This is a genomic window from Ruegeria sp. HKCCD6428 (genome assembly GCF_013110595.1).
Taxonomy (GTDB): Bacteria; Pseudomonadota; Alphaproteobacteria; order Rhodobacterales; family Rhodobacteraceae; genus Ruegeria.
Window position 1 is genome coordinate 126,266 of the sequence record NZ_WVQX01000010.1, and the last position, 15,098, is coordinate 141,363.

The window sequence follows — 15,098 nt, forward strand, 5'->3', positions numbered from 1 at the left end:
GTTGTGACCATAGATCAAATTTCCAAATCCAGACCTTACACCCCAAGCGACGCAGACTGGAAGATGATATATGATGTTCTTCCGGGCAAGGCTCAGATCGCCGACCCAGCCGTCATCAACCCACAATTCGAATGTATCGAGGTGACCGGAAACGCGGTTCTGCCAGCGAACGGCATGTATATCGTGCTGCGTGGCGTGGTTCAGTTGCGCCAGAACGGGAAACCATTGGCCAGCGCGGATGTCGGTGATTACTTCTATGAAGAACACCTTCAGATCTCGGATATCCCTGTCAGCCTTGAAGCGCTTGCGCTGGATGGAACCCGGTTGGCGTATCTATCCAGCCAGAACTGGCTTCAGATACCAGAGAGCGTCCGGCAACCCTGTTTTGCAACGATGTTTGGTGATCTGGTCAGCGTTCAGTTGCAGAATTTTCAGCAGCCGATCAATTGTTGCAGTGTCACGGCGGCCGCTCTCAGCATGTCGGCGCTGGGGTTCAGCTGCGAAGTGAATGACATCTTCCGCGAATGCGCATTGCCCTCGTCCTTTGTCGTGAACGACGGAATCTCGCTGGGCGAGCTTTTTGACGTCGCCTGCACCTACATTCACACGCAGGGGCTGCGCGAGAGGGTTCAGGTTCAGGCCTATTTCATGGACGCAGACACAACCAATGTGCCGCTGCTGCTTGAGGCGATCGACGAATCCAACCGGCTGGGCGGTGACAACGACATTCTGGTGGCGAATTTCCAGGTCGGTCTTGCCCATGGCAACGAGACTATGCCCGGCGGCCATTTTGCCGTCATCGCCAAGTGCAATCCAAGCACGGGGCTGGTGCATATGATGGATGTGCACCCTGAGAAATACGGCAAGCTTTGGGTGACAACCGTCGAACGGTTGTGGCAAGCCATGTCGGATCGTGACGGAACCTCGATGCGGTCCCGCGGCCTTTTGCGGTTTTCGGCACGGGCCGCCGTCAAGACGCACCTGAAGACCTTCAAGCAGCGGTGCAATTACGTCGACAGCACACGTTATCTGGCGAAAGATCCCAAGAAACGCCGCAACCTGTTCCGCCGGGCAACGCCCAACATGAACTCGATCGGCGTTTTGGTGGAAAGCCTCGCCATTCACGGCGACTACAGGGTGGACGAGGACGAGTTGCTGCGGGCGGCCCAGGTGTCGTTCACGGATACTGTCCGCCGGGTCGCCACCGCCAAAGACATGCACGACATGGTCGAAAAGTATATCAGACAATCCGAGAACCTGCATCTGAGCAGTTCGTTCCAGAGCTTTGAGACCCGCGACGACAAATCAATCCAAACCCCCGAAGACTGGTTCAAGGCGCAGTTGAAAAGCCTGACCCCCGACAGCAATCGCCACCTGATGATCAACATCGACTTCAATCGCGTCACCGGGATCGAGGCGATCCGCCCGCCGGACAACGTGTTCCGGGAAACTGCGTTGCTCGAAGAGTTCTGGTGCCTGTGCATAGACTATGACGAGGATGAAGACGTTGTGACCATAGTCGATATGAGTCCGGCAACCTCGCAGGTCTGGCAAGCGCCGCGGGGCAACATTTTCCGTGGTCTGCGGGATCTCGAAGACCCTGCATTGTTGGTGATCGAAGAGGTCGAACCGCCCGAAAACCCAAGCGATGTTGCCAGCATCATCAAGCACAATACGATGGTTCTGTTCTACGAGGACGAAGACCCGTGGTCCTATATGCTGCGCAGCATTCTTTCGAATATCGGGGCAACGACCGTCAAGCAGATCGACGTGGGCGGGCGCGATCCCAATATGATCAGGATGCGGCGGCAACTGGTGACGCTGGGCGAAAGACCGGACGTGCCGTATTTGTTTTTCAAAGGGAAATGCATCAGCAAAAGTGAAAAGCTGGAAGACATCGTAGACATGATCCAGGCCGGTGAATTGCAGGCCAGGATGCGCAAGGAAGGGCTGCCGGTATCCGAACTGAATGAAACCCCAAGCCTTGAGAAGAACCCGTTCGGCTACCCCAAGGGGGTGATGAATCAAGTAAACGCCGGAAAGCGAAACGTATTGCTCTGCGCCTGCGGGTCGTCGGCGGCGGACAAGATCCCCGAGCTTGTCGAACGTATTGTCGACGCGGGGCATAACGTGAAACTGATCCCGTCTGTTTCGGCCGAGAAATTCTTTCGGGATTTCGGTGCCGAACGGATCGACGCCAAGATCACCCACAATGACTACTACCGCGATGATGACGAGTGGAATTTCCGTTATTTGAATTTCGACATGCCGGTGCGCGCCTCGCATCTGGCACTGTGTGACTGGGCAGATTGCGTCATAGTGGCCCCCATCACCTGCAACACGATGGGTAAAGTTGCCAATGGCATCGCCGACAATCTTTTGACCTCGGTCTTCGTGGCCTGGCAATACCAGAAGAAACCCGTGATCCTCTGCCCCGCGTGCAATACGAATATGTGGAACAATATCACCACGCAGAACAACGTCGACAAGCTTAAGACGCTTGGGGTCGATTTCGTGGGACCGCGCGAAGGCCGCCTGTCGAACGGCCGGATGGGCATCGGCATGATGGCAACGCCGGACCAGATCATGGAAGCTTTGGCGGATGCGTTCGAGGAATTGGACGACCAGAAGTATCGCGTCTGCAAATGGGCGCGCGAGGCCGCTGCCGCCGATGACATCAACGAATGGAAGCGCGTGTTCCGCGCCATCGACGAAGGCGTGGTCGGCGTCAACATCGTGGACGAGGCCCATGGAGATTCACTGTTGCACTATGCAGCGGGCGGTGAAGGCGAACTGGGCGAAAGCGGCCATGATCTGGGCAAGCCGGATTATGAGGCCGCCCAAGACCTGATCGACAGGGATATCGACGTCAACATTGTCAACGATCACGGGTTCACCGCATTGCATGTGGCGGTGATGAACAAGGCACCGAAGATGGTGGAAATCCTGCTGCGGGCTGAAGACATGGATGCGACCCCGTGCATCGAATTCGTTCAGGGCATGCAGATCGAACCGGAAATCCGTTCCATGCTGGACGCCTGGGCGCAAGATCACAATCTGAAGATGGCAGACCCCGAACAGGGGCGTGACGAAAGCTTCGTGGCGGTGAACGAACCCTCTTACCTGTATTTCACCTATGGATCACTGAAGCAGGGGTTCCCCAATCATGACGCACACAGCGCGGTCCTGAATGAATTCGTGGGAACGGCGCGCACCCGGCAACCAATGCCCCTGATCATCCCGAAGGAACCATTCTGCGACAATCCCAACTGTGGGTATCTGCATCGCATGGCAACCCTTGTGGATCAGCAGGGGATGGGCAAGCAAGTGGGTGGAGAGGTCTACCGTGTCACCGAATCCGGTCTCCGCGAACTGGACAGGCTGGAAGGGTATCACGGCCCCGGCTCACCCGAGAATGTCTATGTGCGCAAGAAAATCAACGTCGTCATCGACGGGGCGATGAAACCCGCATATGCCTATGTGATCGCGGATCCGGAAAAATACCTGAAAAGCTGGCGCGAGGGTACATCCGAAGTGGTGAGCGACTACACGCTGGATATGGCGCAGGGCGAACCCAAACCCGGGTTTGAACCCGAGGCCTAACAATCCCGCGTGCTGATCGGTGGCGGTTCCGCGCTGTCCTTGATGCTGAGGTTATAGGCCGTGATCGCCACCATGCACAGCAGCACGAAGGGCCAGAAACCGGCCTTTGGAATCAGGTTGTCCCGATAATGGATGATCCGCAGCGACGGCACCGCCTCTGACGCGAAAAGGTACGTGTTGATCGAAACTGCCAACAGCATGAAGTACATAAGGAAAAAGAACGACTCCATGTAGATCACGGGCGAACCGGCGAATCCTTCGCGCAGTTGCACATGGGCCAGCAGGATCACGAAGAACAGAACCGAACAGGTGCCGATTACGCTGGACGTGCTGAAGTCATGTCGCTCCACCAGACCCTCGCGGCGCGTGACGGTCATGACCGCACCGAACAGCAGCATCACCACGACCAGCAACGGGATCATGTGAACGATGAACGCGTTTGCAAAATTGCGCTTGATAACGAAGTTGTAATGCAACTCGGGCGCGTTGGTTTGGTATGCGTTCTGTCGTATGCCCAGCGTCGTATCCAGATTTGACAGCTTGTAATCGAAATAGGTGTTTTCACGCTCCCACGTGCCCATCACGATCCGGTTGTCGATCCCAAAGATGTCATCCGGTCCGGTCGCCGGATAAGCCTCAAAGTCGGGCACCAGCGCGACATTGACCTCAAAAGGGGCCGGCCAGAATCGTACCCAAACCGTTTTGTGATCGAAGGGGTAACTGGTGTAGTCGAAGCTCTGGCGCAGAGTTTGTTCGAAATACCAACCAATCAAAACGCCGTCGGGTTGCGGCAACCGATAGGCCTGCTCGATAAGGCCGTTTGCCGTATCGACCGCTTCGGGTAGAAGAAACCCAGCCTCACCTTCGGCAGGAATGATCGCATCATGTTCACCTGCTTTGTAGTGCTGCCAGATATAGCCGGTAAGCTGTATATCGCTGGCGCCAAGAAAGCTGAAAGACTTTATGAAAATCCCCGTTCTCAAACGGTAGTCCGGTGCAACCTCCAGCTTGCACAGATATGCATCTACCGCAGCCTGATCAGGCAGTTGTGTCGGGTCTCCTTCGAAATGGTTCAGTTCGATCCAAAGCTTGAGCAACAAAGCGGCCAACCCAAAGGTCAGCAAACCCGAGATAAGCCACACCTTTCTTTCGACGCTCATTCAGCCACCTGCCTTGCCGCCTATTCCGCCAGAAAATCCGCTCGGCCCAGCAACGATTGCGTGATGCCCATCGCCGCAAACTGCTCATTCAGATCGGCAAATCCGCTATGCTGTGACGGTGGGATATTCTGCTTCCCGCTCTCGGCCAATAGTCGTGCTTGACGAATGGACAGGTCAACCATTGGCAAAGGCTCATTCTTGGTGAACGCGGCAAGCCCATCCGCATATTCAATTGCGGCATCCCAATCACCGCGCGCCAGCATGACGGCGCTGGCATCGGGGTAAAAGTGCAAATGGCTGTGGCCGACACATCCCTCGGCGATGATCTCGGAACCCAGTTTCAAAAGGCGCGTTTGCTCATCCGGGTCCGTTTCGGCCATCGCCAGGGCTGAAAGGGCCTTGGGTCCAACAAAGTTGCGGCCATGTTCAAGCGCAATTTCGACCGCTCTCAGACCGGTTTCACGTGCGCGCCCGACCTGACCAGCATAAACCTGCGTTCTGGCCAGATGTTCCAACGCCTGCGCTTCAAGGCGTTTTGCGCCCACGCGCTCTGCGATTTCGGCGGAAACGCCAAAGGCTTCCAGCGCACGGTCGAGGCTGCCCAGAAAGGTCTCGGCCACACCAAGGCATGTTTGCGCGACACATTCCGGAACGAAGGCGAAATAGGTCTGCGAGATTTCAATCGCCTCATTGGCATCTGCTCGGCCCTGCCCGACATCCCCAGTATAGCTGCGCGCCACGCTGAGATTGTGCAGATTGGCCGCAAGGTCCCGGACCAGCCCTTTTTCGCGCGCCCTTTCAGCGGCTTGGGTATAGAACCCCGCCGCCGTCTTCATCGAGGCTTTCATGAAATTGGCGTCGCCAAATCCACTCAGCGCCCCAACCTCAAGGCGCGGGGATTCCAGCTTGCGGGCAAGCGAGAGCGCCCGCTCGTTGGCCTTCAGCGCTTCTTTGTTCCGGCCCAGCGGGAAATAGACGTTGCCGCGCACGTAGCTTATCTGGGCCTCATCTTCCTCGGACCCGCAGCGCTGTGCTGCTGCCTCGGCCGTGTCGAGCGCTTCCAGCGCGTCCTGATACAGGCTTGCTTGCCGCGCCGCCTGCGCAAGCCCGATATGGGCCCGGGCGATTTGCTCGTCTGTTTCAGCCAAACGGGCGGCGTCTTTGAACTCGTCCAAAGCTTCGTTTGACAACCCCTGCAACCGATGGGTTTCGCCCCGCGCGCACAGCAGGTCAAATCGGACACCCGCCGGGGACGGCAATTCCAAAGCACGCTCGATCAGCGGGCTGGCATCGTCGAACCGGAAAGCTTGGATCAATTTATCCGCAGCCTCCAGATAGGCTTGCGCTGCGTTATTGGCCCCGGCCCGGTCCAGATGCTGGGCGCGCAAGGTGGCGTCTCGATCCTCGAACCACTGAGCCGCCTGTCGATGCAGACGGGCCCGTTCGGATTTGACCAAAGTAGCATAGGACCCGTCCCGGATCAGCGCGTGGGCAAACATGAGATCAGGTCCGGCCTCTCGGATCAGCGCCGACCGGATCAGGTTACTCGTATCCAGATGTCCTTCGCCCAGAACGAAATTCAGAACTTCGGGCGAGAACCTTTGCCCCAGAACCGATGCGGCCTGAAGGGCGGTTCGACTGGCGCGATCCAACGCATCCAATCGCGACTGGACGATACCCTGAATACTTCCGGGCACACTTTCCTGCTTGAGTACGTCTGTGTTGCGCAACAGCTGTTCCAGAAACAACGGATTTCCACCGGCGCGCTGGACGCATGTTTCCAGCAAGTCGCGATCGATGGCCCGGAACTCTTCGACCAGTTGCCTGACGTGCTCTTCTCCCATCGGTGCCAGTTCCAGTTTTGACACCAGCGCACCATCCGTGGCCATCTGCCACTCTCTGTCGATCGGATCGCCCTCGGCCCGGCTGGTCATCATCAACACACAGGGCGTGTTCCGCGTCACAGCGGCGATATGAGAACACGCCGCCAGGATGTCGGGCGTCGCCCAGTGGATGTCTTCAATCTGAATAAGCAAGGGCGATTCCCGACTGCTGGCGGAGAGCAGCTCCTCCAGCACCTGACGCCGCCCGCGCAGACGGGTTTTGTTGTCCATCACCGCATAGACCTCGGCCAGGCCCGGATCCTGCTCGAGTTCAAGCAAAGCATTGAGATGCGCAGCGTTGGAAGGGCTGACCCAGCCTTTGGCAATGGCCTCTTTAGCAACGGCCGCCCCGGTTTCCGCCCCGTCTGACGCTTCAAGCCCCAGAATGCTGCGTGCAACGGTCTGAATGGCTGAATGACCTTCGCGCGCGCCGAAATCCATCACAACGCCGTTGTGGATCGTGTAGGACAGGCTTGTCGCCAGTTCCGCCACTTGCTCGGACAGATGGGTTTTTCCAATTCCGGGTTCGCCCAGAACGATATGCACTTCACCTTTTCCATGGCGTTGGCATCGGTCGAACGTGGCCGAGAAAATCGACATCTCGCGCTCGCGCCCGATGAATTTGTGCCGTCTGGTCCGAATGTTCCTGGCCAGCCGGTCCAGACGCCAGACCTCAACCGGCTCGTTCAGCCCCTTGATCGCCTTGACCCCGATGGATTCGCCCACGAACAACGGGCCCAGCGCGCGTTGAATGTCATGTGAGACCAGAGTCTCGCCGCCCCCTGAGATATCTGTCAGCCGAGACGCCAGATTCACCCCATCCCCTGTCACTGTATATTCCGTGTGCGACTGGCTGCCTGTCGTACTGGCGATGACCTGCCCCGAAGAGATACCGATATGACAGGACAGTGGCGGTGATAACGTTGGAAGAACCGCGTGGATTTCAGCTGCCGCCCGTGCTGCCCTTTCCGTGTCATTGGTATGTGAGATCGGCGCTCCGAAAACGGCCATGACCGCATCACCGATATGCTTGTCGATGCGTCCGCCGTATTTTTCGACCACATTGTCCACTTTGCTGAAGAACTGATTGAGCAACGCGTGCAGATCCTCGGCATCCAGCTTGCTGGACATTTTCGTGAACCCGGTCAGGTCCGCAAACATCACCGTGACCTGCCGCCGCGCAGGTTCGTGCGGCGCTGCGGGTTCAGGCTCGGTGGCGATCTGCGAGGAATCAAGTTGCTCGATGGCACGCAAAAGCCGCCGACGATCGCCGACAGCGGTCACACCGATTTCGATCAGATCCTCGGCCGTCAAATCAGGCAGAATGGAAAAGTCGATCTTGTTATCAATGAAGGCCTGCGCGTACTCGTTTAATCCATTTGCGCTCAACCAGCCCCTCAGGTCTTGAGACATATCGCCCCTCTGAAGTCCCCCACTTCAAACGAGAACCTAGCATGGCAGCGGGCGTGAGTCTGCAAAAACCAAATTAATTTGTGATTTTGAGCAGGGTTAATCCCCTTTTGATGCATTCACAGGCTTGAATTTCCAAATCCACTCGACAGGACAAAGGAACGGCAGGCCTCCGAGATTTCTCGGAATCGCGACCTTTCCCGAACGTATAGATACACCTCGCGCCTGTCCGGCAAATCTGAAATCGGACGAAAGGCGACTGCGTCCGGGATGAATTGCGCGACGGTCTGCGGCAGGACCGTGATCCACTGGCCTGCCCTGACAGTCGTGATCAGGGAATGCGTGTTGTGAATGGTAACCTCGGCCCTGTCCAAAATCTCTCGGAAAGGCGCGGACTCGATAAAGTCACACAAGGCGTTTCGCACGAAAGGCTGAGCCACCAGATCGCAAATGGCTGGCGGTTCCGCCCGTGTCATCAGCGGATGATCGGACGCTGCAACCAAGCCGAAACGGTCCTGAAACAGCGGCTCTGCACTGACCCCGTTCAGCGGAAAATGGCCGGACGCTATGCCGATATCAGACGTGTCCCCGGCGACCGCATCCAGAACCTGCTGCGAATCTCCGTCGCGCAGCTCGATCTTGAGGCCGGGAAAGCGAGACGTCATATGATCCAGCAGGGCAGGAAACACCAACGCCCCCACGGACGGCACGGATACGATACGGATCAACCCGTGCTCGGCCTGTGCCGCCAGTTCAATATTCTGAACGGCCTGATCGAAATCCCGCACCTGTTTGAGCGCAAGCTCGAGAACTTGCTGACCCAGCGGTGAAAGGTGGTTTTTCCGTTCGCCTTCAAACAGTTTCTTGCCAAGATGCTCTTCGAATTGTTTCAACATCATTGAGACCGCGGATTGCGTGCGGCCCAAACGGCTGGCTGCCTCGGTAAGGTTTCCGGTTTGGGCCACAGTGCAAAAGCACCGCAGCATTTCTATTTTCACGGCCATGCTTCAATCTTTCTGAAGTTTTCTAAAGTTATTTGAGTTTGACTGATGTCGCCGGCAAGTTCCATTCTTTCGCAAACTGAAATTTGCGAATTTGGGGCCTGACGTGACCAAACTGAATCTGATTGCCGGCGAATGGCTGGCCGGCGAAAGCGAAATCGAAAACCGCAACCCATCGGATCTGAGCGATCTGGTCGGCATATTCGCGCAGGCCAGTGCCGATCAGCTTGAGGCTGCGCTGGATCAGGCGCGTGTGGCACAGTTGGAGTGGGCGGCTTACGGGTTGGAGCGCAAGCAGGCCGTACTGAACGCCATCGGCAATGAACTGATGGCCCGCGCCGAGGAACTCGGCACATTGCTGAGCCGTGAAGAAGGAAAACCGCTGGCCGAGGGCAAGGGCGAGGTTTACCGCGCCGGTCAGTTCTTCACCTACTATGCGGCCGAATGTCTGCGACAGATCGGTGAGAATGCCGATTCCGTGCGCCCGGACATCGAAATTGACGTGCGCCGCGAAGCTGTTGGCGTGGTTGCCATCATCAGCCCGTGGAACTTCCCTACCGCGACGGCCTCGTGGAAGATCGCCCCGGCGCTTTGCTATGGCAACGCGGTTGTGTGGAAGCCCGCCAACATCACCCCTGCCTCGGCCGTGGCCCTGACCGAAATCATCGCGCGGCAAGACATCCCCAAGGGTCTGTTCAGCCTGGTGATGGGCTCGGGCCGTTCCATCGGTCAGCGTCTGGTGGAAAGCCCCAAGGTCAATGCGATTTCATTCACCGGATCGGTTCCCGTGGGTAAAGGCATTGCTGCTGCGGCCATCCAGAACCTGACCAAGGTGCAGATGGAAATGGGGTCCAAAAACGCGCTGGCCGTGATGGACGATGCCGATCTGGATCTGGCGGTGACGCTGGCGCTGGGCGGGGCATTCGGCGGCACCGGTCAGAAGTGCACGGCTTCGTCGCGTCTGGTCGTCCACGCGGGCATCCATGATGCCTTCGTCGAAAAGCTGGTGGCCGGTGCACAGGCCATCAAGGTCGGCCACGCGCTGGAGGACGGCGTTCAGATGGGTCCGGTCGTCAGCCAGCAGCAATTGAATGAAAACCTCGCCTATGTCGATCTGGGCAAATCCGAAGGCGCCGAGTCGGCCTGTGGTGGTCAGCGGCTGGAGATGCCCCATGACGGTTTCTACATGTCGCCGGGGGTGTTCCTGAACACCACCAACGATATGCGCATCAACCGTGAAGAAATGTTCGCACCGCTGACCAGTGTCATCAAGGTCGGCAGCTATGACGAGGCGCTGAGCGTCGTGAACGACACCAATTTCGGCCTGACCTCGGGCATCGTGACCAAGTCGCTGGCTCGCGCAACCCATTTCCGCCGCAACGCACGCACCGGGGTGGTGACGGTGAACCTGCCCACCGCAGGCACCGATTACCACGTGCCATTCGGCGGTCGGGGTGACAGCTCGTACGGTCCCCGCGAACAGGGCAAAGCAGCAGCCGAGTTCTACACGACCGTCAAAACGGCCTATATCAGCGCCGGCCCCGTCTGATGCGGATCGACGGCCTGCAATATGCCAACTGGTCGGAAAAGATCTTCCGCCAGCTGCGCGAAGGGGGCGTGGACGCGATCCACGTCACCATCTCCTATCATGAGAATTTCCGCGAAACGGTTCTGAATTTCGAGAAATGGAACCGCTGGTTCGAGCAATACCCGGATCTGATCATGAAAGGCCGGTGGGCCAGCGACATCGACACGGCACGCGAAACGGGCCGGACCGCCGTGTTTTTCGGATTTCAGAACCCGTCGCCCATTGAAGACGATATCGGGCTGGTCGAAATCCTGCACGATCTGGGCGCGCGGTTCATGCAACTGACCTACAACAACCAATCCCTGCTGGCGACCGGTTGTTACGAGGCCGAAGACACCGGCATCACCCGCATGGGCAAGCAGGTCATCAAAGAGATGAACCGCGTGGGCCTTGTGGTCGACATGAGCCATTCGGCAGACCGTTCCACGATCGAGGCGGCTGAAATCTCGGACCGGCCCATTGCGATTACACACGCCAATCCGCACGATTGGTCCCCGGCCCTGCGCAACAAGCGGGATGACGTCATCCGTGCGGTAACGGAAAAAGGTGGGATGCTGGGCTTTTCGGTCTACCCTCACCACCTGAAAGACAAGTCCGATTGCACGCTGGAGAGCTTTTGCGAAATGATCGCCCGCACTGCTGACAAATACGGGGCCGAACATCTGGGGATCGGCACCGACCTGTGTCAGGATCAGCCCGACAGCGTCGTGGAATGGATGCGTGTGGGGCGTTGGACAAAAGAGATCGACTATGGCGAAGGCTCGGCCTCGGCTCCGGGATTCCCACCGATGCCGGGTTGGTTCCAGGACAACCGAGACTTTGGCAACATCGAAAAAGGGTTACGCGCGACCGGCCTGAACGATGACGAAGTGGCCGGGATCATGGGCGGGAACTGGTATCGGTTCTTTGCCGAGAACTTCGTCCCACAAAGGTAACCAAATGGAACCACACGCGCAGACAGAGATCGCCAGACGTGACCCATCCACGGTCATGCGGCTGTCACGTTTGGGATCGTTGCACCAATGTCGGCTTAGCTTTATGCGGCAGCTGACGCGTCGCATGGCCGAAGAAAACTGGAGCTTTTCGCGCCCCGCGTTCGAAATTGACAACAAGGGTGTGGGCCATGCGGTCTATACCGCGCAAGGCCCCGATCGGGCCTATTCGCTGGTCGCCTTTGCCCATGACCTGCCACCCGATCAACGATCGGACCGGGTGATTGCCGAGGCTTGGGATGCCACCTTTACCTTGTTTGACGGCATTCCAACGGCGGACGATATCGACCGTCTGTCGCAGAATGTTCCGTTGCAAGAAGCCGGACGCGTCAGCGAAGCCGAACTGTCCCTGTCGCGGGCGAACCGTTCCGTGCGGCTTTGGGCTCATGTGGTGGATCAGCTTGCTGCGGGACGGCAACCCGACCTCGAACAGATCTACAAGGTCGGCTACCTGATGCGGACCACGGCCGTTTATGGTTCGGGCAAATTCGGCGCGGCGGACCGCGAAAAGACAGCCGGCCGGTCCGAAGTCAGCGGTCCGTTCCAGATCGAGATGCTGTCGGTCTATCTGACCCGCGCCTTTGTGCGCGATCTGGTACAGCACATGGCATGGGTCAAAGGCCGAGACCAGACCGCAGAGCTTGATCCGGACATCGCGCGCTGGCTGGGTATCGGGAATTCGACCGGCCTGGGTATGGCACCGTTCATCGTCAATCACCCGGTACTGTTCAACAACTGGATCATGGTGCGCGAGGAGGCGATCTCGCGCGTTCGGTCCATTGATGTGGCTTCGGCGGATGAGGCACGTGTCTTTTGCGATGTCTTTGCACGCTGCAAACAGTCAATCGCCTGGTGGCGATCTGAACACCCGGTGCAGATGGAAAAGTTGGCGGCGCTGAATTCGGATCTGCAAGAAATCGAAAAATACCTGGCCAAGGATGATCTGACACAGAATCACCCCTGGAACCGTCTGATCCTTTGGTCCGAAACCGCGCTGACCGAAGAAGGTCAGGAGCTGCTGGCCTCTTTGATCCTTGAACCTTACGGCGCGCTTGTTGACGGGCTTGCGAGCTGCATGGCAGACACCGACGCGACTGCACAGGTGATTGATGGGACCATGCCGGTATCAGCGGTGCGTGCGTTGATCCGGAACAGCTTTGACTGGGCTTTGAACCTTGATTGGGCCGCCGCCGAAAACTGCGCGCGGGCCTGGTACGTATCCGAAGAAAAGCTGGAACCCCGGCTGGGCGAGCGGTTCGAAGAGCCGATCTCGGACTATGAACAACCTCTTGCACCGGCGCGGGATGCAACCTTGGCTTTCGAAGCGTTGCAGAACTGGCCTGATGACGCTCCGATAGCAGAGTTTCTGTTGCGCCATCCGGAACACCGCCACAGCGTGCGCCGCGCGCAAATCAGCCGTATCGCTCCCTACGGTGAAATTCGAGACAACACGATCAGCGCGCAGGTGATGCCCATTGATATGCTGCGGGCCAAACTGTCTTTCTTTGGGGCAACGCATTTCGACCCGCGTTCGGATCGGTGGGTGCGTATCTGCATGTATGCGGGCGCGCCCTACCCGGAAGAGCTAAACACCGCGAACGCCGATCTTTGGGTTTATCCGGAGGTTGCGCAATGACCTTCTCGTTGAACGAAGTGGAAGCCACCGCCAAACGCGCAACCCGTGGGGCTGGATATGCCTGGGGTGTGGCGGAGGAAGCCGCGAAAGCAACCCGATGGCTGTGCATCCAGGGGTTTGACGGGCCTGCGATCCTGGCCCAGTTGCTTGAGCAGGAATTTGCGCCCCACCTGGAACATCACATCCCAGAGGCCCGGGACGGCATGTGGTCCGGCGCCCGGGATCTGTGTCCCCTTATGACCGGATCGGCATTATCAGATTTCCCGGACGCCCTGTCGCAAGGCAAAGTTCTGATTTCCAATGTTGCCGCTCCTCTTCTGTTGCTGCCCTTTGTCGCCACCATGGCGAAAAAGCGGAAATCGACTTTGGAAATCACATTGGACGGGGTTTCAGCGACCACTGATGGTGTTCATCTCAGCTGTGGCGATTTCGGAATGGAGAGGGCAAATCGCGTCGGGATAACCGAAACCGGCCGCATCAGACCCAGCCGTTCCATGCACAGCCGCGCTGACCCGGATCCGGGGGCGTGGCAATTCCTCAACACTCTGGCGCATCGCACCTATGCCCCCGCAACTGAAGAATCCCGACTGCTTGGCGCTGGTTCAGGCTTGTCAGACAACGATTGAAGGACCACCCGATGACCGAAACCAGAACCCTCTCGCTTGCCGAAATCGAAGAGCTGTCATTCAATGCGCTGGTTGCCGCCGGCACAAGCGAAGAAAACGCGCGCCCTTTGGCTGTTGCCACAGCCGCGACCGAAGCGGACGGCGTGGCCAGCCATGGGCTGGCGTATATCCCGATCTATTGCGAGCATGTTCAATGCGGCAAGGTCGACGGTCAGGCAAAACCTGCCCTTGAAACCCCGCGTCCGGGCCTCATCCGCGTCGATGCCAAAACCGGGTTTGCACATTCGGCCATTGATCTGGGTTTCGAGGCGCTGATCCCTGCGGCACAGGAACAGGGCATCGCCGCATTGGCGATTACAAACAGCTACAATTGCGGTGTGCTGGGCTATCACACGTATCGGCTGGCCCAGGCAGGGCTGGTCGGATTGGGGTTCACCAATGCGCCAGCATCCATCGCACCTTCGGGCGGATCGAAACCTGTCGTTGGAACCAATCCGTTCTCGATCGCTGCACCGGGAACAGATGGTCAACCCGCACTGCTGATAGATCAGAGCGCCAGCACCATCGCCAAAAGCGAAGTGATGAAGCATGCAAGGGAAGGCAAGGCCATTCCCGTCGGATGGGCGCTGGACGCTGACGGCAACCCTACAACGGATCCTGACGTTGGACTGAAAGGCAGCATGGCCCCCTCGGGCGGCTACAAGGGCGTGGGTGTTGCTTTGCTGACCGAAGTCATGGCCGCAGCCCTTACTGGATCGACACTTGGGTTGAACGCATCGCCTTTTTCCGGAACGGCCGGTGGCCCCCCGAAAACGGGGCAGTTCTTCATTGCGATTGATCCCGTGGCGTCGTCCGCAGGTTTGTTTTCAAACGCCATGGCAACTCTGGTTGAGTCGATCAGATCTCAGGACGGCGCGCATCTGCCAGGTGATGGCCGCCGCAAGAGCCGGCTTTCGTCAAGCAAAGCGGGAGTTGCAGTGAACTCCGCAACCCTGTCAAAGATTGAAGCAATTTTGGGCTCAGGCTAGGTCAGGATTCATAACCACTAAATTAAGTTTGCTACGAGTGCGATGGCTGATAGGAAGACCTTGGAACAACGGTCATAGCGTGTCGCCACGCGCCTCCAATCCCTAAGCCTGCCAATCATAATCTCAATGCGGTTTCGCCGATTGTATCTGCGCTTGTCGTACTCGACAGGC

The 15,098-nt window shown here is 58.0% G+C and carries 9 protein-coding genes and 1 pseudogene; 6 read left to right on the top strand and 4 right to left on the bottom strand.

The annotated features are described in order from the left end of the window. The first annotated feature begins 3 nt into the window (after positions 1 to 3). The gene (locus tag GS620_RS18925; protein ID WP_171617401.1) at positions 4 to 3,603 is read left to right on the top strand and encodes a flavoprotein; all 3,600 of its coding nucleotides are present in this window, start codon (positions 4 to 6) and stop codon (positions 3,601 to 3,603) included. Here the strand turns inward: GS620_RS18925 and GS620_RS18930 are convergent. The 3 genes from GS620_RS18930 to GS620_RS18940 form a co-directional block, all read right to left on the bottom strand. Further along, the gene (locus GS620_RS18930; protein ID WP_171617402.1) at positions 3,600 to 4,763 is read right to left on the bottom strand and encodes a hypothetical protein; all 1,164 of its coding nucleotides are present in this window, start codon (positions 4,761 to 4,763) and stop codon (positions 3,600 to 3,602) included. The genes GS620_RS18925 and GS620_RS18930 overlap by 4 nt on opposite strands. Positions 4,764 to 4,783: 20 nt before the next feature. After that, positions 4,784 to 8,059 (bottom strand): adenylate/guanylate cyclase domain-containing protein, encoded by a 3,276-nt coding sequence (locus GS620_RS18935; RefSeq protein WP_171617403.1) that lies wholly within the window; start codon positions 8,057 to 8,059, stop codon positions 4,784 to 4,786. A 116-nt stretch (positions 8,060 to 8,175) separates the two neighbouring features. Further along, on the bottom strand, positions 8,176 to 9,060 hold the full coding sequence (locus tag GS620_RS18940) for a LysR family transcriptional regulator (RefSeq protein ID WP_171617404.1): 885 nt from the start codon (positions 9,058 to 9,060) through the stop codon (positions 8,176 to 8,178). 103 nt (positions 9,061 to 9,163) lie between these two features. On the opposite strand from GS620_RS18940, the gene GS620_RS18945 reads away from it, so the two are divergent. Genes GS620_RS18945 through GS620_RS18965 form a run of 5 tightly spaced genes read left to right on the top strand, consistent with a single transcriptional unit; the run spans position 9,164 to position 14,927 of the window. Further along, complete coding sequence (locus tag GS620_RS18945) at positions 9,164 to 10,606, top strand: aldehyde dehydrogenase family protein (protein WP_171617405.1); 1,443 nt, start codon at positions 9,164 to 9,166, stop codon at positions 10,604 to 10,606. Continuing rightward, on the top strand, positions 10,606 to 11,580 hold the full coding sequence (locus tag GS620_RS18950) for a membrane dipeptidase (RefSeq protein ID WP_171617406.1): 975 nt from the start codon (positions 10,606 to 10,608) through the stop codon (positions 11,578 to 11,580). The genes GS620_RS18945 and GS620_RS18950 overlap by 1 nt, the downstream gene beginning before the upstream one ends. A 4-nt stretch (positions 11,581 to 11,584) precedes the next feature. Then, positions 11,585 to 13,273 carry a hypothetical protein gene (locus tag GS620_RS18955; protein WP_171617407.1) on the top strand — a complete coding sequence of 563 codons (1,689 nt, stop codon included), beginning with the start codon at positions 11,585 to 11,587 and terminating at the stop codon, positions 13,271 to 13,273. Further along, on the top strand, positions 13,270 to 13,899 hold the full coding sequence (locus tag GS620_RS18960; RefSeq protein WP_171617408.1) for a DUF3726 domain-containing protein: 630 nt from the start codon (positions 13,270 to 13,272) through the stop codon (positions 13,897 to 13,899). The genes GS620_RS18955 and GS620_RS18960 overlap by 4 nt, the downstream gene beginning before the upstream one ends. An 11-nt stretch (positions 13,900 to 13,910) precedes the next feature. Then, a complete protein-coding gene (locus GS620_RS18965; RefSeq protein WP_152459696.1) occupies positions 13,911 to 14,927 on the top strand; it encodes an Ldh family oxidoreductase in 1,017 nt (338 codons plus the stop codon). Between the two features lie 17 nt (positions 14,928 to 14,944). Here the strand turns inward: GS620_RS18965 and GS620_RS18970 are convergent. Beyond that, positions 14,945 to 15,098, bottom strand: a pseudogene (locus tag GS620_RS18970) (IS5/IS1182 family transposase); the annotation flags it as partial.

What these genes read in the sequence shown, in the direction of transcription:
- GS620_RS18940 (WP_171617404.1), bottom strand. Translation starts at nt 9,060, where the DNA reads ATGGCCGTGAAAATAGAAATGCTGCGGTGCTTTTGCACTGTGGCCCAA.
- GS620_RS18955 (WP_171617407.1), top strand. Translation starts at nt 11,585, where the DNA reads ATGGAACCACACGCGCAGACAGAGATCGCCAGACGTGACCCATCCACG.
- GS620_RS18950 (WP_171617406.1), top strand. Translation starts at nt 10,606, where the DNA reads ATGCGGATCGACGGCCTGCAATATGCCAACTGGTCGGAAAAGATCTTC.
- GS620_RS18960 (WP_171617408.1), top strand. Translation starts at nt 13,270, where the DNA reads ATGACCTTCTCGTTGAACGAAGTGGAAGCCACCGCCAAACGCGCAACC.
- GS620_RS18935 (WP_171617403.1), bottom strand. Translation starts at nt 8,059, where the DNA reads ATGTCTCAAGACCTGAGGGGCTGGTTGAGCGCAAATGGATTAAACGAG.
- GS620_RS18930 (WP_171617402.1), bottom strand. Translation starts at nt 4,763, where the DNA reads ATGAGCGTCGAAAGAAAGGTGTGGCTTATCTCGGGTTTGCTGACCTTT.
- GS620_RS18965 (WP_152459696.1), top strand. Translation starts at nt 13,911, where the DNA reads ATGACCGAAACCAGAACCCTCTCGCTTGCCGAAATCGAAGAGCTGTCA.